The organism is Kribbella sp. NPDC043289 (assembly GCF_056436705.1).
Map to the genome: position 1 here is coordinate 1,103,329 of NZ_JBWKCB010000003.1, position 20,104 is coordinate 1,123,432.

Genomic DNA, 20,104 nt, shown 5'->3' on the forward strand with positions numbered 1-20,104 from the left:
CGGAAGGACCTGGACCATGGCTGCCGACAAGTCTGTCCGCAGAGTTGCCCTGCTCACCGCCGGCGGGCTCGCGCCCTGCCTGTCGTCCGCCGTCGGCGGACTGATCGAGCGCTACACCGAAGTCGCGCCCGACGTGGAGATCATCGCCTACCTGAACGGGTACCACGGCCTGCTCAGCGGCCGGTTCCTCGACGTCACCCCGGAGGTGCGGGAGCAGGCGTCGGTGCTGCACAAGTTCGGCGGCAGCCCGATCGGCAACAGCCGGGTGAAGCTGACCAACACCGCCGACCTGGTCAAGCGCGGCCTGATCCAGGACGGGCAGAACGCCCTCCAGGTCGCCGCCGAGCGGCTGGTCGCGGACGGTGTCGACGTCCTGCACACCATCGGCGGTGACGACACCAACACCACGGCCGCCGACCTCGCGGCGTACCTGCACGAGCACGACTACGACCTGACGGTCGTCGGCCTGCCGAAGACCATCGACAACGACGTGATCCCGATCCGGCAGAGCCTGGGCGCGTGGACCGCGGCCGAGCAGGGCGCGCTGTTCGCCCGCAACATCATCGCCGAGCACAGCTCGAACCCGCGGATGCTGATCGTCCACGAGGTGATGGGCCGGAACTGCGGATGGTTGACCGCGGCAACGGCACAGGCCTACCAGCAGTGGGTCGATGAGCAGGAGTGGAACCCGGGCATCGGCCTGACCAAGGGCGGCTGGTCGGTGCACGCGGTGTACGTGCCGGAGGCAACGATCGACCTGGACGCCGAGGCCGAGCGGCTGCGCAAGGTGATGGACTCCGAGGACTGCGTCAACATCTTCCTGTCCGAGGGCGCCGGCGTACCGTCGATCGTGGCCGAGATGGAGGCGCGCGGCGAGGAGGTCGGGCGGGACCCGTTCGGGCACGTCAAGCTGGACACCATCAACCCAGGTGCGTGGTTCGCGAAGCAGTTCGCGGAGCGGATCGGCGCCGAGAAGACGATGGTGCAGAAGAGCGGGTACTTCAGCCGCTCGGCCGCGGCCAACGACCGCGACCTCGCGCTGATCAAGGAGTGCACCGACTACGCCGTCGACGCGGCGCTGCGCGGTGAGTCCGGCGTGGTCGGCCACGACGAGGAGCGTGGCGACGAGCTGCGCGCGATCGAGTTCCCGCGGATCGCCGGCGGCAAGGAGTTCGACCCGGGCGTGGAGTGGTTCGTCGCGCTGAAGTCGGAGCTCGGCCAGAGCTAGAGCTGACCGCGGAGGCGGCCGACCCACTGGTCGGCCGCCTTCTCGATCTGCGCGAGGACCTCGTCGAACCCGTCGTCCTCGCCGTAATACGGATCCGGTACGTCGTCCCGCGCGAACAGCTGTGCCGCGCCGCGCCGGCTGAGCGCGTCCAGATGGCCTGAGTCCATCGCGAGCACCAGGTCACGCTCGGCGAACCAGGCCGGGTCGAACTGACGGGCCCGGTGCGAGCTGCCGTCGTACCCGCGGCGGCGCAGGGCGGCCGCGGCCCGCGGGTCCATCCGGTCGCCGACGTGCCAGGCGCCGAGGCCCGAGCTGGTCACCTCGACGTCGCCGGCACCGGCCTGGGCGAGTTTGGCGCGCAGCACCACCTCGCCCATCGGCGACCGGCAGATGTTGCCGGTGCAGACAATCTCCACCCGCACTAGTGCACTTCGGCCTTCTCGGGCAGCACCGCGTTCAGGATCATGCCGACGATGCTGATGATCAGTGCGCCGAACAGCGCGGACCAGAAGCCGTCGACGTGGAACTGGACGTCGAGCTTGCCGGTGATCCAGGACGTCAGCCACAGCATCACCGCGTTGATCACGAAGGTCAGCAGGCCGAGGGTGAGGATCAGCAGCGGCAGCGACAGCAGCTTCACCACCGGCTTCACGATCGCGTTCACGACGCCGAAGATCGCGGCGACGATCAGCAGCGTGAGCAGTCGCCGGCTGGTGGTCGCGCCCTCGAGAGTGATCCCGGACACGAGCCAGGTCGCCGCCGCCAGCGCAATCGCGTTGGCCAGCAGCCTGATGATCAAGTTCTTCATGCCGTCGATCCTCCCACCTGACCGGTAGAACCACGCTCCGTACTCCCCCGGAGACAACCCTGACCTTCTTGCTCGCCTCACCACGTGCAGTAAGCGCAAGAACACAGAGAAAGAAGAAGGAAGAGGAAGGGTTGACACCGAAAATGACCAAGTGATCTGATCATTTTCATGTCCCGCCCATTGGTTGCAGTTGTCGCGTTGTCTCTCACGGCAGCGGGCCTCGCTGTCCCCGCTGCCTCCGCCGCCCCTTCGACATGCAGCGCGGTGCAGACGAACTGGACCGCCAAGACGACACCCCACGCCGCACCGGAGGGGTTGCTGAACGCCTACAGCAACACCGGAAAGGGCTGGACGGGTGCGGACAGCACCTACTCCGTCCCGCTCTCCGGTGGCCGTACGGCGTGGATCTTCTCCGACACGTTCCTCGGCCCGGTCAACGCCGACGGCACCCGCCCGAAGACCACTCCGTTCATCAACAACTCGTTCGTGATCCAGCAGGGCACGAGCCTGAAGACGGTCACCGGCGGCACGGCGGCCGACCCCACCGCGCTCGTCCCGCCGCCCGCCAACGGGTGGTACTGGTTCGGTGCCGCCCAGACGAGTCACGCCGGCCAGGACCTCGACGTGGTCGCACTGCGCTTCGAGAAGACCGGCACGGGTCAGTGGGACTGGCACTGGGCCAGCAACTACCTGGCCCGCTTCGACAGCAAGACGTACAAGCTGAAGAGCCTCACCCAGCTCCCGTCCGCTGCGAACGTGCAGTGGTCCGGCTGGCTCCTGCGCGACCAGGGCTACACCTACGTGTACGGCGTCGAGGACCTGGGCGCATCGAAGTACCAGCACGTTGCTCGGGTCCGCGGTGACGACCTGACCGCCAAGCCGTGGGAGTACTGGACCGGCTCCGGCTGGTCCGCCGACGAGAGCGCCTCCGCCCGCGTGCTGGAGGGAGTCGCCAACGAGCACAGTGTCACGCGCTTCAACGACGGCTACCTGCTCGTCACGCACAACACCAAGGAGCTCTTCAGCAAGAGCGTCGTCGGGTACTTCTCCTGCTCGCCGACCGGTCCGTGGGTGAAGCCGGTCGAGCTGTACCAGACCCCCGAGACCGGCGGGAACATCATCACGTACAACTCCCACGAGCACCCGGACCTGCGGCGCGGTACGTCGCTCCTGGTCAGCTACAACGTCAACAGCCTGGTGAGTGACGAGCTGTACGGCGACGTGAGCATCTACCGCCCGCGGTTCCTCTCGGTGACCCTGGCGGCGTCGAAGTGAGCACATCGGGAGGCGTCGTACGCCGGAGTCTGCTGGACGACCTGGCGACGTCGATGCTCGCGCTGATCGCGGAGCGGAAGCTGGCGCCCGGCGATCAGTTCGAGGCAGTGCGGTCGCTGGCCGAGCGGTTCAAGGTCGCCGTACCCACTGTGCGGGAGGCGCTGCGGCGACTGGAGGCAACCGGGGCCGTGGAGCTCCGGCACGGGTCAGGCGTGTACGTCGGTCCGAACGTCGGCCGGCTGGTACTCGCGAACCCGCTGGCGCTCGCACCCAGTGCGGACCGTCTGGTCGAGCTGCTCGAGGCACGTGCACTCATCGAGCCGCCGGTCGCCGCACTGGCAGCCCGGACCCGTGGCGAGGCCGCACTCGAGCAGATGGCCAAGGACCTCACCACCGCGGCTGAGCTGATCGCATCCGGCGACCACGCGCAGCTGGCCGAGGTGAACATGGACTTCCACCGCTCACTGGCCCAGGCGTCCGGCAACTCGACCCTCGCGGAGGTCGTCGAGTCGGTGACCGTCGTGAACGCCCGGGAGCAGCTGGAGATCCTGCACATCCACGGCGACCGCCAGGCCGACCTGGACGAGCACCGCGCCATCTACGACGCGATCCGCTCCGGCGACCCCGACCTCGCCGAACTCCTCACCCGCGAACACCTGGACGGCGTCCTCGCTGTCATCAACCAACGACTTCAGCAACCCTGAGCTGGAAGGACGCAACATGCAACGCAACAGAAGGAAGGCGCTGGCGGCTCTGGTGATCGCCGGTGCGCTCGCGCTGTCCGCCTGTGGGGGTGGCGGCGCCGCTGCCCCGAAGAAAGGCGAGGACAAGCCTGTCGACTCACTGAAGTTCTACAACGACAAGGGTGGCTGGAAGGACGCCTTCACCCAGGTCGGTGCGGCGAGCAAGAAGGACATCGGCGTCGGCATGGAACCGGTCGGGTACTCCGACTCGAACACCTACACCGCGTTCATCCGGTCCTCGTTCCGGACCAAGGAGAAGGCGGACCTGTTCAGCTGGCACACCGGCAAGGAGCTTCAGGATCTGGTGGACCAGAAGCTCGTCGCCGAGACCACCGACCAGTGGACCAAGGCGGTTGCGGACGGCAACATCCCGGAGCAGCTCAAGCAGTACTTCACCTTCGACGGCAAGCAGTACTGCGTCCCGCTGAACGCCGGCTACTGGGTGATGTACTACAACAAGGCGGTCTTCAAGAAGGCCGGGATCACCCAGACGCCGAAGACCTGGGCCGAGCTGACGCAGGTCGCCGACAAGGTCAAGGCGGCCGGCGTGAAGCCGTTCTACCAGACCAACATCCTGTTCTCGTTCGTCTGGTTCGAGACGCTGCTGGCCGGCAAGGACCCGGACCTGTACGACAAGCTCGCGGCAGGCAAGGCGAAGTACACCGACCCGGGTGTGGTCGAGGTGATGAACGAGTGGAAGAAGATGATCGACGCCGGGTACTTCAGTGACCCGGGCTCGAAGACCGAGCCGCAGGCGCAGCTGAAGAACGGCGACGTCGCGATGATCAACTTCGGCACCTGGTTCAGCGGCAACCTGAACACGCTGAAGATGAAGGCCGGTACCGACTACGACTTCTTCGTGATCCCGAACGTGAACCCCGCGCTGCCGAAGACCTCGATGATCTTCGAGACCGGCCCGGTCTGCTCGGCCGCGGCCAGCGACCACGCGTCGACGGTGCAGAAGTGGACCGACTGGTGGGTCACGCCGCAGGCGCAGACCGCGTGGGCGAACTCCCGTGGCGACCTGTCGTTCAACCCGAAGGCCGAGGTCAAGGACCCGGGGCTGTCGCAGCTGAACAAGGACGTGAACGGCTACCGCCTGATCAACCGGTGGTTCGAGGCGACGCCGGTACCGGTGGCGAACAAGGCGCTCGAGGTGTTCGGCGCGTTCGTGACCAAACCGGGTGACCCGATGCCGGGCCTGCAGAAGATCCAGGCCGAGGCGGACGCGTACTGGGCCAAGCAGAAGTGACTTCAACGATCGAACGGCCGCCGGTCAAGGTCGGGGCGCGCACTCGGCGTCCGGACCGGACCGGCGTCCGGACCGCACCGCTGTTCGGGCTGCCGGCCGTGGCAGTGGTCGGGCTGCTGCTGTACGTGCCGTTCCTGTGGACGACGTACGTCAGCTTCACCGACTACGACGGTCTGGCGTCACCGGTCTGGTCAGGCCTCGCGAACTACAAGGCCATGTTCAGTGACCCCGACCTGGTCGGCGCGCTGGTCAACACGCTGCTGTGGGTGGCCGGCATGGTGACTCTGCCGGTGGTGCTCGGGCTACTGATCGCCGTACTCACGTATGGACACAAGTGGGGCACGTGGCTGCGGCTGCCGTTCCTGCTGCCGTATGCGATCTCCGGCGTGGCCGTTGGCGTCATCTGGGGCTTCGTACTGCAGCCGGACGGCGCACTGGGTCAGGCACTCGGGTTCTTCGGGCTGCCGGGCGCACACACCGGCTGGCTGCAAGCAGGTCCCGGCAACACGCTGATGATGATCGTGGCGGTCACCTGGCAGGCAGCCGGCGTGAACGCGTTGCTGTTCGTCGTCGGCCTGCAGTCCATCCCGAACGAGCCGCTGGAGGCTGCGCGGCTGGACGGTGCGGAGGGCTTCACGCTCTTCCGTTACCACCTGTGGCCGCAGCTCCGGCCCATCACGACCGTGGTCATCGGTCTGTCGATCGTGGGCAGCCTGAAGACCTTCGACGTGGTCTGGGTGATGACCCAGGGCGGTCCCGGTACGTCGTCCGAGACGCTGGCCCTGTCCATGTACAAGGAGACGTTCGTGCTGAACGACTACGGGCAGGGCGCGGCGATCGCGTTGTTCCTGAGCCTGGTCACGTTCGCGGCGTCGATCCTCTACCTGCGCTACCAGTTGGGGGACGCCCGTGAGCAAGGTTAAGACACCGTTCCTCGTCGTCCTCGGGCTGATCTGGCTGGCGCCGGTCTACCTGCTGCTGGTGAACGCGTCCAAGCCGGTCGACGGGTTCGACGCCAAGACGGTCTGGAAGCCGGCCGGGTTCTCGCTGTTCGCGAACTTCGCCGACGCCTGGAGCAAGGCGGCGCTCGGCGACACGTTGGTGGCCACCACGATGTACAGCGTGATCGCGCCGGTGCTCGCCGTACTGATCGGCGCGGCCGCCGGGTACGCGATCGTCGTACTCAAGCTGCGGCGTGGGTTCCTGTGGTTCGTATTCATCTTCGGCGGCACGATCTTCCCGTTGCAGATGATCCTGATGCCGTTGTTCTCCGGGTACGCGAACTCCGGGCTCTACGACACCCGGGTCGGGATGATCATCGTCTACACCGCGATCAGTGTGCCGTTCTCGGCGTTCGTGATGCGCAACTTCTTCACCGGGATCGCGCGCAGCGTCTTCGAGGCCGCGGTGGTCGACGGCGGCGGGCTGTTCCGGATCTTCCGCAGCATCTACCTGCCGATGGCCGGGTCGGCGCTGGCCGCGATCTTCATCCTGCAGGCGACCTTCGTCTGGAACGACCTGCTGCTCGGCCTGACGCTGAGCCAGTCCGACTCGGTCCGCCCGATCATGCCGGCCCTCACCGGCCTGCAGAGCACGTACGGCGGCGCCGCGCTGCCGACCGTGCTCGCCGGCGGTCTGCTCGTCTCGCTGCCCACCGTGATCCTGTTCCTCGCCGCCCAACGCTTCTTCTCCCGGGGCCTCGCCCTGGGTCAGTTCTGATGTCCTTCGGAGGAAATATGCGAACCGCCACGCCATCACAATCGCCCGATCGCCGCCTCGGCGACCGTGCGTCGCAGTCGAAGGGGGGATTGTGATGGCCCTGGGATCCGGTACCCGGACCGCCGTGGTCACCGGCGGCGCCGCCGGGATCGGGCGTGGTGCCGTCGAGCGGTTCGTCGCCGCTGGTGACCGGGTGATCGTGCTCGACCGGGACGCCGACGCGTTGGCGTCGCTCCGCGACGAGCTCGGCGACCAGGTGACCGGTGTGGCCGTCGACGTCGGCGATCGCGAGGCACTCGCGGCCGCGGCCGCACAGTTCGAATCCGTCGACTCCTTGGTCTGCGCCGCGGGGATCCAGCGGTACGGCACGGTTGTCGACACACCGCCGTCGGTCTTCGACGAGGTCATGGCGGTGAACGTCGGCGGTGTCTTCTTCGTCTGCCAGGCGTTCGTCCCGAAGCTGCCGCGAGGCGGCAGCGTCGTCGTGGTGGCCTCTGTCCAGGCGTATGCGGCGCAGACGGGCGTCGCGGCGTACTCGATGGGCAAGGGCGCACTGCTGAGCCTGGTACGGGCGATGGCGGTCGACCACGCACCGGACGGGATTCGCGTGAACGCGGTCTGCCCCGGCTCGGTGGACACCCCGATGCTGCGTACCTCGGCGGCACAGTTCGCCGGTGACCGGAGTACCGACGACGTGGTCGCCGAGTGGGGCCGCTCGCACCCGCTCGGTCGCGTCGCGACACCGGGAGAAGTTGCCGAGGTCATCTACTTCCTGTCCTCGCCGGCCGCGTCTTTCGTGACCGGAGCGGACGTGAAGGTGGACGGCGGCCTGACCGCCGGGCTGCCCGTCGTACTGCCGGAGGATGCGAAGTGAAGATCGTCGATGTCCGCGCGACCACGGTCACCATGCCGTTGGAAGCGCCACTGCGGCACAGTAACGGAGCGCACTGGGGACGTTTCGTGCGGACCGTGGTGGAGGTCGAGGCCGACAACGGGCTGATCGGGCTCGGCGAGATGGGCGGTGGCGGGCAGAGCGCCGAGGCCGCGGTCACCGGGCTCAAGCAGTATCTGCTCGGCCACGACCCGGCGCGGACCGAGGCGTTGCGCTGGATGCTCGCCAACCCGACCGCGAGCCTCTACAACAACCGCACCCAGCTCCTCGCCGCGATCGAGTTCGCGTGTCTGGACCTGCAGGGCCGCGAACTCGGCGTACCGGTGCACGAACTGCTCGGCGGCAAGGTGCGCGACCGGGTGCCGTTCGCGAGCTACCTGTTCTTCCGGCACCCGGCCGACGACGGGACCGGGGAGATCCGCACCGCGGACCAGTTGGTCGCGCATGCCAAGGAGCTGGTCGACCAGCACGGATTCAGCGTGCACAAGCTCAAGGGCGGCGTCTTCGCGCCGGACTACGAGCGCGAGTGCTTCCGGGCGCTGGCCGAGGCGTTTCCGGGCCATCGGGTCCGGTTCGACCCGAACGGCGCCTTCAGTGTCGAGGAGGCGATCCGGTTCGCCCGCGGCATCGAGGACCTCGACAACGACTACCTCGAGGACCCGACCTGGGGTCTGAACGGGATGCGCCGGGTCCGCGAGAACACGCCGATCCCGCTCGCCACCAACACCGTCGTCGTGAACTTCGAACAGCTCGCCGCCAACGTCCGGGACCCGGCCGTCGACGTGATCCTGCTCGACACCACGTTCTGGGGCGGCATCCGCCCCTGTATCAAGGCCGCCGGGGTCTGCGAGACCTTCCAGCTCGGAGTCGCCGTGCATTCGTCCGGTGAGCTCGGCATCCAGCTCGCGACGATGCTGCACCTCGGCGCCGTCGTACCGAACCTGTCGTTCGCCGCGGACGCGCACTACCACCACCTGCGCGACGACATCATTGCCGGCGGCAAGCTCCCGTACGTCGACGGCGCGATCGCCGTACCCGACGCTCCGGGTCTCGGGGTCGAGCTGGACCGCGACAAGCTGGCCGAGTACGCCGAACTGTTCCGCGAGCTCGGCCCGTACCCCTACGACCGCGACCCGGCACGCCCGGACTGGTACCCGCTCCTCCCGAACACCGATTGGGCAGACCCTGAGCCTTCTGCCTCGCCTCCGGCTCGGCGGGCCATGGGGCTTTGACTCCCGCCCTTCCCTCGTCGCTCCAGTCGCTTCGCTCCCTCCGCTCCTCAGTCCAGGCCGGGAGGCCCCATGACCACCATTCCTCGTTCTGCTGATCTCGCGAGCGATGTCCTCACCCACACGTACGACGACATGTTCAACCCGCCCGGGCTGACGAACTTCCTGGGTACGGCGCAGGTCGACCACGACGTCGTCGCGCTCCGCAGCGTGAACTTCCCGCCGTACTCGCACGGCGACACCATCACCGGTCAGCTGTACGTCGACGGCCGGCTGGCGCGCTCATACGGCGGGACGGTGGACGTGGTGTGGCGACCGGACTGTGTCGTCCGGTCCACCGCGGTCGACGGACTGGAGCTGCGGTCCACTACCGCGTGTGCGCCGGGCCGGCCCGCAGTCGTCGTACGGCTGGAGGTGTCTGGCGCACCAGGCCGGTCTGTTCGGCTCGGGTTCGCTCTCGAGAGCACTGCAACCCGGTCTGGCAGTGGCTGGCTGAAGCCGGAGCCGCCGTCTGAGCCGAACACTCTGACTGCCGTCGACGGTCGGGTTGTCGGCACTGGGGAGTCTGGGTCCGCAGTCAGTGTGCAGGGTCTGGACGTGCCGTCGGAGATCGACCGGTCGATGCTTGAGGCAACCGTGCGGCTGGATGAGTCCGGCAAGGCGGTGCTGTCGTACGTGCATGTGCTGGCGGGCTCGTTGGAGGACGCGACCGAGCACTTCGATGTCTGCGTTGCCGACGTACCGTCGGTGATCACGGTGGCGGAGGGCGTGTGGGACATGGCGCTCGCCGACGCGTTCGACCCTTCCAGCGAAGGCTTCAGCGGGTCGTTGCCGGTGCTGGAGACGTCGAACGAGGCGCTGCAGAAGCTGTACTGGTGGGGTGTGCTCGGCGTCATCTGGTTCCGCCGCGACAACCCGGCGTCGGTGCTGGGACGTACCTACGACACGTTGATGCCGCGGTACTGGCAGACCACGACGTTCATCTGGGACTACAGCCTCTCGTCGCTGACGCACGCACTGCTCGACCCGGAGCCGATGCGGAAGCACATCGAGCACTGGATCGGTCTCGACACCCACAAGCACTTCGGCACCGAGTGGCTGACCGGCGGACCGGTCGGCTACTGGTACTCGGTCAACGACTTCGCCATGACGCGGCTGGTGCGCGACTACGTGCGCTTCACGGGTGATGAGACGTTCCTCGACGCACAGGTCGGTCCGAAGCAGGTAGCGGAGCACGTCCACGACTGGGCGACCGCGTGGCGCGGCCTGCGCGGTCAGCACGCGCTGGCCGACTACGGCGGCATCGACAACCTGATGGAGTGCGTGAGCAGCTACGTGCACGAGGTGGCCAGCTTCAACGCCGCCAACGTGTGGTGCATGCGCGTGGCGGCTGAGATCGCGGACCGCTCCGGTGACACCGACCGCGCCGCCCTGCTGCGCAAGGACGCGTCAGCCCAGGCCGGCCACGTCAACGAGCTGTACGTCGAGGGCAAGGGCTTCTGGCACGCGCGCCAGCCCGATGGCGCGCTGGTCCCGGTCCGGCACTGCTACGACTTCAACATCATCGGTACGACGATGCCGGACGACCTGTCCGAGTCGCAGTGCGCCGAGATGGTGTCGTTCTTCCAGCGGGAGCTGCAGACTCCCACGTGGATGCGCGCGCTGTCGCCGTACGACGCGGATGCGGCGTTCAGCGTCCGTCCCGACCACCAGTGGAACGGGGCGTACCCGGCCTGGCCCGCGGACGCGGGGCGTGCGCTGTTCGCGCTCGGCCGGGGCGACGTCCTGCTGGACTGGTTGCCAGGTCTCGCCAAGTCCGCCAACCAGGGCCCGTGTGGTCAGGCGCACTTCGTCGAGGAGGCGCAGCCGCCGATGGCCGGCGGTGCGCGGAAGTCGCCGCCGCAGTTCCCTTACCTGATCGACTGGTCCTGCTCGTCCTCGGGCGCGTGGGTCAGCCTGATCCTGGAGGGCGTGTTCGGCATCGAGGTCGCCCTGGACGGCACCGTCACCGCGAACCCGCAGGTGACAGCGCTCGACCCGGACGCCCGCCTGACCGGCCTCCGCGTCGGCTCGACGGTGTACGACGTCTCGGCGGACGGACTGGTCGAGGTCTCCCCGAGCAGGTAAATGCGGACCGGGGTACGGCGTCAGGGCATCGCGATGGCCTCGAGGAGGGACTCCTCGGCGCCGGCCAGGTGGCGGCGGAGCTCCTCGACGCATTCGTCCAACTCGCCACGCTCGAGCAGCCGGATCAGCTTGCGGTGGGACGCGACCTGTTGGCGCGCGTCCTGCCGCAGCGCGTCCACCCGGGCCAGCGCCAGCCGGGCCTCGCCGGTGACTGCGTCGGCGGTCGCGATCAACCGCTCGCTGCCGGTCAGCGCGACCAGGCTGTGGTGGATCGCCAGGTGCGTCTCGGTCATCGCCTCCGGGTCGGCGCCGTCCTTGGCGGTCGCGGCGAACACCCGCATCGCCTCCCGGACCCGCTCCCGGGCCGCCTCGTCGGCGTCGAACCAGGCCCGGATCCCGGCCGACTCGAGCACGAACCGGGCCCGGCAGATGTCCGCCACCGCCTCCGGGTGCAGGAGCGCGACGCTCACGCCCTTGTTCGGCTCGCGGACCGCGAGGCCCTCGGTGACCAGCATGGTCATCGCCTCCCGGATGGTGCTCCGGGCTACCCCGAGCGCCTCCGCGAGCGGCTGCTCGCGCAGCGGCGTACCGGGCTGCAGGTCGCCGGCGAACAGGGCGGCGCGCAGCGCGTCGACCACCCGGTCCACCGTGGTCGAGCGGTCCACCCGCAGCCGTTCGTACATGGTGTGATTCTCGTCCAGACCCGGCTCGTTGTCGCGCACGACCCCACCCGTCGCGTGGCCTGTGGATAACTTTCGACATGATGACCTGGTTTTCGGGCAGCATTTACCTCGGTGGCCGCCCCTTTCCGCGGACCGGCGCGGAGAGCCACTTGAGTGAGCGAGGAGCAGATCGTGGCCGACTCGGGAAGCAACACGGCGACGACGTTCGCCGGCGGGGCCGCGCTGTTCTTCCTCTTCCCGCTGTTGCTCGCCCTCGTCATGGTGCTCGCCGTGATGGGCAACATGGACTCGCAGGCGGCGGAGTGCCAGGCGCAGACCCAGCAGCAGAGCCTGTTCGCCTACCCGACCGACAAGCACAAGATCGACGGCGAGTGGACCTCCCCCGCGCCGAACTTCCCCGGTCACGCCGGCTACGACTTCAAGGTCGACGAGGGCAGCAAGGTCTACGCCTCGAACGACGGCAAGGTCATCAAGGCCTCCGGCAACGAGGTCCGGATCCGCCAGGAGGACGTCGAGACGCGGTACGTGTACCTCAAGACCGTCACCGCCACGCTGAATGCGACCGTCAAGCGCGGCGACGTGATCGGCACCTCCGGTTCCGGTAGCGAAACGGAGCCCGGGGCCCTGGTCGGTCCGCACCTGCACTGGGAGATGTGGGTCGACCGGGAGAGCAACGGCAAGTGGTCCACGGAGAAGCCGGAAGGCAACCCGTTCGAGGTCGAGGCCTCGGACAGCGGTGACGGCTGCAGCTGTGGCGGCGACCTCTCGGGGTCGAACAACCAGCAGAAGGCGTTCAACTTCTTCGTCCAGAACGGCTACACCAAGGAGCAGGCGGCCGGCATCGTCGGCAACATGATCAGCGAGTCGAGCGTCGAGCCCGGCCGCAAGGAGGGCACGAACCCGGGGACGGTGACCAAACCCTCGGACGTGCTCGGGTTCTCGGGCGGTTGGGGCATCGTCCAATGGACACCCGCGTCCAAGATGATCAACCCGGCCCGCGATTCCGGGGCCGGCGACGACCAGATCGCCACGCTCGCCTTCCAGCTGGACTTCCTGCACAAGCAGCTCCTCGGCAAGGTGCTCTCGGAGAAGGCGGCGGGTGACGCGGTCAAGGCCGCCACGACCGTCGACGAGGCAGCGATCGCCTTCGGTGGCCAGTTCGAGCGGTTCCTCGGCTACGAGAACCCGAACAACCCGCGGTACGCCGAGCGCAAGGCGAACGCGGAACACGTCCTCAAGACCTTCGGCGGCTCGGCCCCGGCCGGCGGTGGATCCGACGCCGGAGCCGGCGGCTGCGGTGCCGGCAGCGGCAACATCGCCGAGGTCGCGAAGAACCTGGCCTGGCCCGACAGCGGTCACGACGGCACCGACGTGAGCCTCGCGAAGCCCGAGTACGTCAAGGCGATGGAGCAGTACAACGACGGCGGCAGCGGCCAGACGCCGTACACCGACTGCGGCCGGTTCGTCGCCACCGTGATGCACATGAGCGGCGCCGACAAGGAATACCCGAACGTGGGCACCGACGTACAGCGCACCCACCTCGAGTCCTCGGGCAAGTACGACTCGTGGCACGGCACCCCACCAGGTGGAATGAAGCCGGGTGACATCCTGAACGGCCCCGGCCACACCTACCTGTACGTCGGCCCGTGGGGCAAGGACGGCGGCGGCTACGACTCGGCGTCCGGTTCGCTCGGCGGCCACGTCCCGGAGGCCGGCCACCTGTACGGTGTCGGCGGCCAGTTCACCGTCTACCGGCTCAAGAGCGCGCCGACCCCGGCGAGCTGACCAAGGACAGGAGCACCTGATGCTGGAGGAGAACCGGCGGCCCTTCATGATCGGCGTGGTCGCGCTGGTGGTCGTCGTCGTACTGGTCGGCGGCATCCTGCTGCTCCGCGGTGGCTCGGAGACCAAGGTCACGGTGGAGCCGATCCCGAACGACCTGACGCTCGTCGTGGACGGCCACCAGATCGCCTCGAACACCGAGGTCAAGGTGAAGTCCGGAACCCACACGATCGAGGGCCAGCGGCGCGGCTTCCAGAGCTACTCCACCACCTTCGAGGCCAGCGGCGGTGACCTGAGCCTCAAGATGTACCTCTACGCCAACAACGCCGAGGGCCGGGAGTGGAGCAAGAACCACCCCGAGCAGCAGGAGCAACTCGAGGCGGAAGCCGGCCGCAAGTACGACCAGACCCAGGCCCGGCTGCGGCAGAAGTACCCGGTCCTCAAGCAGCTCCCGTACGTCGGCGACGGCTTCGAGGCGACGTACACCAAGTCCAAGACCGACCCCGACAACCCCGAGGCGATCTCGGTCGTCATCGAGGTCTACGGCCCCACCGGCAGGCAAAAAGCCCTGCAGTGGATCCAGGGCTACGGCTGGGACATCGACACCCTCGACATCATCTGGACCACCGGCAAGTAGCCCGGCGGTGATGGCCTGTGGATAAACCCACAGGCCATCAGCCCGTTCCGGATACCCTCGAAGCGGAAGGACAGGGGGCGAGACCCGGCGCCCGGTCAGGCGGACGGCACGACCCCGCCGCCCGGTCAGGTGGGAGTGTTGGCCAGCCGCCCGGTCAGGCGGGAGCTAGCTGCCCGGTCAGGTGGGGAGGATGAGGTCGCCGCCTGGGGTGCTGATCGGGGCCAGCGGGAAGTCCAGCGGGTTGGTGAGGCAGCGGACCGAGCCGCCGCCCTTGTGGAACTCCGAGAGATCCAGCACGACGACCCGCAGCCGGAGCTCGGTGAAGATCTCGTGCAGCCGCGGTGAGCAGGCCGGCATGATGATCGTCTCGCCGACCACGATCGAGTTCGCGGAGAACGCGAACGCCTCCTCGTCGGTGAGCACGATCGGCTCCGGCACGATCCCGGACAGCTCCGCCTGGCTGGCCGCATCGAACGCCGGCGGATAGACCATCGCGTGCGTGCTGTCGACGGGGCAGAACGGCAGGTCGAGGTGGTACATCCCCTCGTGCGCGATCCGCAGCCCCCGAACGCGAATGTCCCACTCGGTCGCCAAGTGCTTGAGCGCGTCCGCCTCGGTCCGCGGCCCGTACCCGACGACCAGACTGTCACCGAACACGAACGCGTCCCCGGACTCGAAGTGCGGCCCGACGCCCTCGCCGCCGATCCGGTCGAGCTGGAACCCGTTCCCGGTGAACCAGTCGGCCGCGCTCAACGACTCCTTCCGGCGCGGCTCGAACCGCATGTGCGAGAGCATCGCCCGGCCGTCCGCCGCGGCCAGGCCGAGGTTCATCGCGTACACCATGTCGGGCGAGTCCGCGCGCTGCTCCAGGACCTCGACCTCGCCGCCGGCGTCCACGATCGCCTGCCGCAGCGAGTCCCATTGCTTCAGGGCCAGCGCGGGGTCCGGCTGGTCCTGCGTCGACATGTACGGGTTGATCACGTAGTCGATCCGGAAGTGGTCCGGGCGGACCATCAGATAGCGACGACCCCACTCCAGCGGCTGTCCCATGAACACCCTCCTGAACCGTTGAGACCTGGTGTCAGATCTCCTGATTGTCCGACAATCAGTCAGTTTGAGGCTCGGGGTTCGCGGAGTCAAACCCTTCGCCGAACCCGCCGTGAAGGTGCGGTTGGGACCCCGTCCGCGGGTGTGGTGGAGCATGCTCGGGGGAGGGTGGTTCTGGGGTGATGTAAGGACTAACCTGCGGGCATGACCCCTGACCATGAGGTTCGCTTTCGCGCCTGTCTGGACGATGTCGCGGCTTACAAGCCGGGTCGTCCGCCGGAGCGCTCGGACGGCCGGCCGACGTACAAGTTGTCCAGCAACGAGAACCCGTACCCGCCGCTCCCCGGGGTGCTCGCCGCCGCGACCGAGGCCGCGGCCCAGATGAACCGGTACCCGGACATGGGCGCCGTCGACCTGCTCGAGGCGCTGTCGGACCGGTTCGGCGTACCGGTCAGCGATCTCGCGGTCGGCACCGGATCGGTCGCCCTGCTCTATCACCTGCTGCAGGCGACGGTCGCGGACGGTGACGAGGTGGTCTACGCCTGGCGCTCGTTCGAGGCGTACCCGATCGCGGTTCAGCTCACCGGCGCGACGTCCGTCAAGGTCCCGCTCACCGCCGACGCGCGGCACGACTTCAAGGCGATGGAAGCCGCGATCACCGATCGCACCAAGGTCGTCCTGGTCTGCACGCCGAACAACCCGACAGGCCCCGTGGTACGCCGTGACGAGTTGCTCGCGTTCCTCGACGCCGTACCGTCCAACGTCCTGGTCGTGATCGACGAGGCGTACCGCGAGTTCGTCCGCGACGCCGACGTCGTCGACGGCGTGGACGTGTACCGGGACCGCCCGAACGTGCTCGTACTGCGGACCTTCTCCAAGGCGTACGGACTGGCCGGGTTCCGGGTCGGGTACGCGATCGGTCACCCGCCGGTGGTCGCGGCGATCCGGAAATGCGCGCTGCCCTTCGGTGTCAGCTACGTGGCCCAGGCGGCCGCGATCGCGTCCCTCGCCGTCGAGGACGAGCTGCTGGAACGCGTCGATGCCCTGGTCACCGAGCGGAACCGCGTCGTGGACGAGCTCCGGTCCGCCGGGTGGGACGTACCCGAGTCGGAAACCAACTTCGTCTGGCTCGAGCTCGGCGAGGACACGGTGAAGTTCGCCGAAGAAGTCCAGGCCGAGGGCGTCTCGGTCCGACCGTTCCCCGGCGAAGGCGTCCGCGTCACCATCGGCGAGCGCGAAGCCAACGACCTCTTCCTGGAAGTCGCCCAGGCCTGGCGCCAGTGAGCCCGACCGGACCCGCGTCACTCGGTTCGGGGTGTCAGTGGGTCGGGTTGGGGTTGTGAGAAGCTCTCGCGGGTGAGTGCTCTCGTCTGGATTTCCGGGGCTTCGGCTGGGATCGGTGCTGCGCTGGCCGCGGCGGTGCCGTTCCCGGACGCCCGCGTCATCGACATCTCCCGACGTGGAGGTACGGCGGAACACCTGCGCGCCGACCTCGCGGATCCGGCCGACTGGCTGCTCGTCGAACAGCACTTCACGAAGGAACTCGCCGAGTACGACGGCGATCGCGCGATCTTCATCCACAACGCCGGCACCGTCACCCCCATCGGTCCCGCCGCCGGCGCCGACTCGGGCGCTTACACCCGGGCCGCGCTCCTCAACTCCGCCGCACCACAGGTCCTCGGCGCCGCGTTCCTCCGCGCGTCGGCGCACCTGAAGTGCGAGCGGCATCTCGTGATGCTGTCCTCGGGAGCCGCAAAGACGGCGTACGCCGGATGGTCGTCGTACAACGCCGGCAAAGCAGCCGTCGAGCACTGGGTCCGGACCGTGGGCCAGGAGCAACCGGCCGACGGGTGCCGGGTGATCGCGGTGGCACCCGGGGTGGTCGACACCGCGATGCAGTCCGAGATCCGCGCGACCGCCGAGTCCGACTTCCCCTCGGTCGCCCGCTTCCACGACCTCAAACGCACCGGCGCCCTCATCACCCCCGAGTCCGCCGCCACCGGAATCTGGTCCCTTCTCACCCACAACCTCCCCAACGGCTCCCGCGTAGACCTCCGCGACCTCGTCAGGTAACTGGCCGTCGAGTCGTGGGAGTTGGTTCGAGTTTTGTGACCGCGCTCCACGACTCGGGGAATCGGGTAGCAACCATTCGACACGACTCGGCGAGATGTGGTCCGCCCGTGGGCAACCGGGTGACGGGCGTGGCTGGGGGCATAAAGAAGCGGCGCCGGGAGCTGTGAGGCTTGCTCCCGGCGCCGCCGGTGTTGCGTACTGCGATGGTGCTCCGAATCAGTCACCCCACCGAGGTGGCTCTTTCGGGTCCTGCATCACTGACCAGGGAGGGTCAGTTGTTCTGCTCGTTGCTCTGCTCGCAGGTCTTGAGCGAGTCAACGGAGTTGCCGTCGTTGTCCAGGCCCAGGATGCCGGTCGGGTTGGTCAGCGGAACGGTGCCGCCGATGCCCGTGGCGTCGATCTGGTTGTGGCAGACCTGCCACGGACCGACCTTGTTGTCGGACACGGAGACGACACCGTTGCCGTCGGCCTTGTACCACTGGCGGTTCTGCTCGTTGTCCTGCTCGCAGGTCTTGACGGCGGTCACGCTGTTGCCGTCGTTGCCCCAGCCCACGATGCCGGTGATGTCGTTGGCCGGAACGGTGCCGCCGATGCCGGTGCCGGCACCGAAGTTGTGGCAGGCCTGAACGGCGCCCAGGTCGTTGCGGTCGATGGCGACCAGCGAGCCGTCCTTGCGGACGCCCCACCAGCGAGCGTGACCCGCGTCGTAGCCCTTCTGGGCGACCGAGGACACCGTGTCGGCGAGACCCGCGTCCTGGGCCTTCTGCTGCGCGTCGTCCAGAACGTTGGCGCTCACCATGGTGGCCAGACCGAGGGTGGCGACGGTCGCCACTGCCGCAGCCGCGACGATCTTGCGAGTTACCTGCATTATGCCAGGTTTCCTTTCGGGTTTGACGGATTCGTCTTAGTTGCTAACGACACCTGGCGTGGCCGGTTACAAACTTTTTCGTCAACAATTCTGATCCCTCGGGTGCGCATAGCCGCCCGGTGATGAGTTCCCTGACGGAACAACGAAAACCGTGCTGACCAGGCAACTTGCCGGTGACAGCACGGTCGGGAGAGCGAGCGGAAGTTGAGATGGAAGGACCCGTAACCGACGTCCGGGTACGTCGTTGAGTCAGCGCGGGTGACGGAAGATCCGGTGAATCGGAAGATTGTTCTCGGTGGGCTCGGTGGTCGCCGAATTGGCAATAGCACGATTGATCGGAATATCGTTGGAACCATTGCCGGAGTTTCGCGCCGTGTTTTTTCGGGGCACAGCGCGACCGGCGGCCGGACCCGCTGCCGCGCGCATCGGCAGCGGTGGGAGACCCGGGTCCTTTGGGGCCCGGGTCTTTCCTTTTGTGCCGCCGCGATCAGCCGGGCGAGTCGCCGTACGGCGACTCAGGACACTAGCGCCGCCGGCGCTCCGAGGTGACCACGAGCGCGACGCCGACGATGATCACCGCGCCGCCGAACAGGATCTGCCAGGTCAGGCTCTCGCTCAGGATCAGCCACCCGAGGAACACCGCCACCGCCGGGTTCACGTACGCGTACGTCCCGACGAGCGAGATCGGCGCGTTCGCCAGCAGATACGAGTACGCCGTGTACGCGAGCAGCGACCCGAACACCACGAGGTACGCCAGCCCGATCCACCCGGTGCCGTGGATCCGGTCGAAGTGCAGTCGCCCGGGTTCACCGCGCAGTACGCCGAGCAGCACCATCGCCGTACCGCCGAAGACCATTTCGTAGAGCGCTGTCACCAGTGGGTCACGCGGCAGGCCGAGGCGGGGTGCGAACCGGGAGCCGGTCGCCCAGCAGATCGTGCCGACGACGAGGATCGCCACCGACAGCGGCTTCGCGCTCGTGTTGCCACCCGACAGCGCGAGGAGTGCCGCCCCGCCGAATCCGATCAGTACGCCGATCCAGGTCATCGCCCGCGGACGCTCGCCGCCGCCGACGCGCAGCAACATCAGCCACAGCGGGATCGCGGCGACCAGTAGCGCCGCCAGACCGGACGGAACGGTCTGCTCCGCCACCGCGACCGCGCCGTTGCCGAAGGCAAGCAGGAGGATGCCGACAGTGGCCGCGCCGATCGCCTCGCGGCGGGTGATCCGGAGGCGCCGCCAGCCCGACTTCAGGGCCAGGCCGGTGGCCATCAGAACACCCGCGGTGAGGAAGCGGGTCGCCATCCCGAGCATCGGTGGGATTTCCGCCTCCACGACCACCCGGATCGCCAGGTAGGTCGAGCCCCAGACGACGTACACCACCGCGAGCGCGGTCCAGATCATCGCTCCGGATGCCGTCCGGGAACCGGTCTCGACCACTCTGGCCGGGGCAGCGGCGGTCATCTGAACCCCCTCGTTCCGTCAGGTGCATCATGCATTAACGATGCTTACGCTAAGTCCGCGCGATCCGCCGCGCAAGACGGTTTCCGGCCACCGATCCACGGTTTCCGGCCACGCGTGCCGGACGCTCCTGATCGAGACGAATTTGTGACACTTCATGTCGAGATGGCCGATCTCTGTAATATGAGCGCGCTGATGGGACCAGTGGTTGGACTGGTGTCTCAGCGCAGGACCGATTTCGGTACCGCCGTACCCGCCAGCGTCCAGACAGTTAGCGGATCA

The 20,104-nt window shown here is 67.9% G+C and carries 19 protein-coding genes; 13 read left to right on the forward strand and 6 right to left on the reverse strand.

Annotated features, from left to right (window positions below):
- The first annotated feature begins 16 nt into the window (after window positions 1-16).
- Complete coding sequence (locus AC0662_RS23765) at window positions 17-1,228, forward strand: pyrophosphate--fructose-6-phosphate 1-phosphotransferase (protein WP_452196125.1); 1,212 nt, start codon at window positions 17-19, stop codon at window positions 1,226-1,228.
- Here the strand turns inward: AC0662_RS23765 and AC0662_RS23770 are convergent.
- Window positions 1,225-1,644, reverse strand: coding sequence for a low molecular weight protein-tyrosine-phosphatase (locus AC0662_RS23770; RefSeq protein ID WP_478303255.1), 420 nt, complete (start codon window positions 1,642-1,644; stop codon window positions 1,225-1,227). The two genes, AC0662_RS23765 and AC0662_RS23770, sit on opposite strands and share 4 nt — an antisense overlap.
- Before the next feature lie 5 nt (window positions 1,645-1,649).
- The gene (locus tag AC0662_RS23775) at window positions 1,650-2,036 is read right to left on the reverse strand and encodes a phage holin family protein (RefSeq protein ID WP_452196123.1); all 387 of its coding nucleotides are present in this window, start codon (window positions 2,034-2,036) and stop codon (window positions 1,650-1,652) included.
- A gap of 264 nt (window positions 2,037-2,300) precedes the next feature.
- Between AC0662_RS23775 and AC0662_RS23780 the strand changes: the two genes are divergently transcribed.
- The 8 genes from AC0662_RS23780 to AC0662_RS23815 all read left to right on the forward strand — a co-directional run bounded on the left by AC0662_RS23780 (window position 2,301) and on the right by AC0662_RS23815 (window position 11,273).
- Window positions 2,301-3,311, forward strand: a complete 1,011-nt coding sequence (locus AC0662_RS23780) for a DUF4185 domain-containing protein (protein WP_478303258.1) — start codon at window positions 2,301-2,303, stop codon at window positions 3,309-3,311.
- Window positions 3,308-4,015, forward strand: coding sequence for a FadR/GntR family transcriptional regulator (locus AC0662_RS23785; RefSeq protein WP_452196121.1), 708 nt, complete (start codon window positions 3,308-3,310; stop codon window positions 4,013-4,015). The genes AC0662_RS23780 and AC0662_RS23785 overlap by 4 nt, the downstream gene beginning before the upstream one ends.
- A 16-nt stretch (window positions 4,016-4,031) precedes the next feature.
- Window positions 4,032-5,306 carry an ABC transporter substrate-binding protein gene (locus AC0662_RS23790; protein ID WP_452196120.1) on the forward strand — a complete coding sequence of 425 codons (1,275 nt, stop codon included), beginning with the start codon at window positions 4,032-4,034 and terminating at the stop codon, window positions 5,304-5,306.
- On the forward strand, window positions 5,303-6,229 hold the full coding sequence (locus AC0662_RS23795; RefSeq protein WP_452196119.1) for a carbohydrate ABC transporter permease: 927 nt from the start codon (window positions 5,303-5,305) through the stop codon (window positions 6,227-6,229). Before AC0662_RS23790 ends, AC0662_RS23795 begins: the two co-directional genes overlap by 4 nt.
- Window positions 6,216-7,025 (forward strand): carbohydrate ABC transporter permease, encoded by an 810-nt coding sequence (locus AC0662_RS23800; protein ID WP_452196118.1) that lies wholly within the window; start codon window positions 6,216-6,218, stop codon window positions 7,023-7,025. The genes AC0662_RS23795 and AC0662_RS23800 overlap by 14 nt, the downstream gene beginning before the upstream one ends.
- 94 nt (window positions 7,026-7,119) lie before the next feature.
- The gene (locus tag AC0662_RS23805; protein WP_452196117.1) at window positions 7,120-7,899 is read left to right on the forward strand and encodes an SDR family NAD(P)-dependent oxidoreductase; all 780 of its coding nucleotides are present in this window, start codon (window positions 7,120-7,122) and stop codon (window positions 7,897-7,899) included.
- The gene (locus AC0662_RS23810; protein ID WP_452196116.1) at window positions 7,896-9,149 is read left to right on the forward strand and encodes an enolase C-terminal domain-like protein; all 1,254 of its coding nucleotides are present in this window, start codon (window positions 7,896-7,898) and stop codon (window positions 9,147-9,149) included. The genes AC0662_RS23805 and AC0662_RS23810 overlap by 4 nt, the downstream gene beginning before the upstream one ends.
- Before the next feature lie 69 nt (window positions 9,150-9,218).
- Entirely contained in the window at window positions 9,219-11,273 is a 2,055-nt protein-coding gene (locus AC0662_RS23815) for a glucosidase family protein (protein WP_478303262.1), read from the forward strand.
- Window positions 11,274-11,293: 20 nt separating this feature from the next.
- Here AC0662_RS23815 and AC0662_RS23820 read toward each other — a convergent pair whose 3' ends face one another.
- Window positions 11,294-11,995: a GntR family transcriptional regulator gene (locus AC0662_RS23820; RefSeq protein WP_452196114.1), complete on the reverse strand. Its 702-nt coding sequence runs from the start codon at window positions 11,993-11,995 to the stop codon at window positions 11,294-11,296.
- A gap of 132 nt (window positions 11,996-12,127) precedes the next feature.
- On the opposite strand from AC0662_RS23820, the gene AC0662_RS23825 reads away from it, so the two are divergent.
- Together AC0662_RS23825 and AC0662_RS23830 are read left to right on the forward strand one after the other, a co-directional pair.
- The gene (locus AC0662_RS23825; protein ID WP_452196113.1) at window positions 12,128-13,741 is read left to right on the forward strand and encodes a phage tail tip lysozyme; all 1,614 of its coding nucleotides are present in this window, start codon (window positions 12,128-12,130) and stop codon (window positions 13,739-13,741) included.
- A 19-nt stretch (window positions 13,742-13,760) separates the two neighbouring features.
- A complete protein-coding gene (locus AC0662_RS23830; protein WP_478303264.1) occupies window positions 13,761-14,375 on the forward strand; it encodes a PEGA domain-containing protein in 615 nt (204 codons plus the stop codon).
- A 177-nt stretch (window positions 14,376-14,552) separates the two neighbouring features.
- Here the strand turns inward: AC0662_RS23830 and AC0662_RS23835 are convergent, their stop codons facing one another.
- Window positions 14,553-15,425, reverse strand: coding sequence for a dimethylarginine dimethylaminohydrolase family protein (locus tag AC0662_RS23835; RefSeq protein WP_452196111.1), 873 nt, complete (start codon window positions 15,423-15,425; stop codon window positions 14,553-14,555).
- A 201-nt stretch (window positions 15,426-15,626) separates the two neighbouring features.
- Here AC0662_RS23835 and hisC point away from each other — a divergent pair, with 201 nt between their 5' ends.
- Window positions 15,627-16,706 (forward strand): histidinol-phosphate transaminase, encoded by a 1,080-nt coding sequence (hisC, locus tag AC0662_RS23840; RefSeq protein ID WP_478303267.1) that lies wholly within the window; start codon window positions 15,627-15,629, stop codon window positions 16,704-16,706.
- Window positions 16,707-16,778: 72 nt separating this feature from the next.
- Window positions 16,779-17,495, forward strand: a complete 717-nt coding sequence (locus tag AC0662_RS23845; RefSeq protein WP_452196109.1) for an SDR family NAD(P)-dependent oxidoreductase — start codon at window positions 16,779-16,781, stop codon at window positions 17,493-17,495.
- 271 nt (window positions 17,496-17,766) lie between these two features.
- On the opposite strand, the gene AC0662_RS23850 is transcribed toward AC0662_RS23845, so the two are convergent.
- Window positions 17,767-18,363, reverse strand: coding sequence for a hypothetical protein (locus AC0662_RS23850; protein WP_452196108.1), 597 nt, complete (start codon window positions 18,361-18,363; stop codon window positions 17,767-17,769).
- Window positions 18,364-18,886: 523 nt separating this feature from the next.
- Window positions 18,887-19,825, reverse strand: a complete 939-nt coding sequence (locus AC0662_RS23855) for an EamA family transporter (RefSeq protein WP_478303269.1) — start codon at window positions 19,823-19,825, stop codon at window positions 18,887-18,889.
- Window positions 19,826-20,104 lie beyond the last annotated feature (279 nt).

Coding starts and splice junctions, on each gene's coding strand:
- AC0662_RS23850 (WP_452196108.1), bottom strand. CDS start 18,363: ATGCAGGTAACTCGCAAGATCGTCGCGGCTGCGGCAGTGGCGACCGTC.
- AC0662_RS23790 (WP_452196120.1), top strand. CDS start 4,032: ATGCAACGCAACAGAAGGAAGGCGCTGGCGGCTCTGGTGATCGCCGGT.
- AC0662_RS23830 (WP_478303264.1), top strand. CDS start 13,761: ATGCTGGAGGAGAACCGGCGGCCCTTCATGATCGGCGTGGTCGCGCTG.
- AC0662_RS23835 (WP_452196111.1), bottom strand. CDS start 15,425: ATGGGACAGCCGCTGGAGTGGGGTCGTCGCTATCTGATGGTCCGCCCG.
- AC0662_RS23815 (WP_478303262.1), top strand. CDS start 9,219: ATGACCACCATTCCTCGTTCTGCTGATCTCGCGAGCGATGTCCTCACC.
- AC0662_RS23765 (WP_452196125.1), top strand. CDS start 17: ATGGCTGCCGACAAGTCTGTCCGCAGAGTTGCCCTGCTCACCGCCGGC.
- AC0662_RS23805 (WP_452196117.1), top strand. CDS start 7,120: ATGGCCCTGGGATCCGGTACCCGGACCGCCGTGGTCACCGGCGGCGCC.
- hisC (WP_478303267.1), top strand. CDS start 15,627: ATGACCCCTGACCATGAGGTTCGCTTTCGCGCCTGTCTGGACGATGTC.
- AC0662_RS23775 (WP_452196123.1), bottom strand. CDS start 2,036: ATGAAGAACTTGATCATCAGGCTGCTGGCCAACGCGATTGCGCTGGCG.
- AC0662_RS23855 (WP_478303269.1), bottom strand. CDS start 19,825: ATGACCGCCGCTGCCCCGGCCAGAGTGGTCGAGACCGGTTCCCGGACG.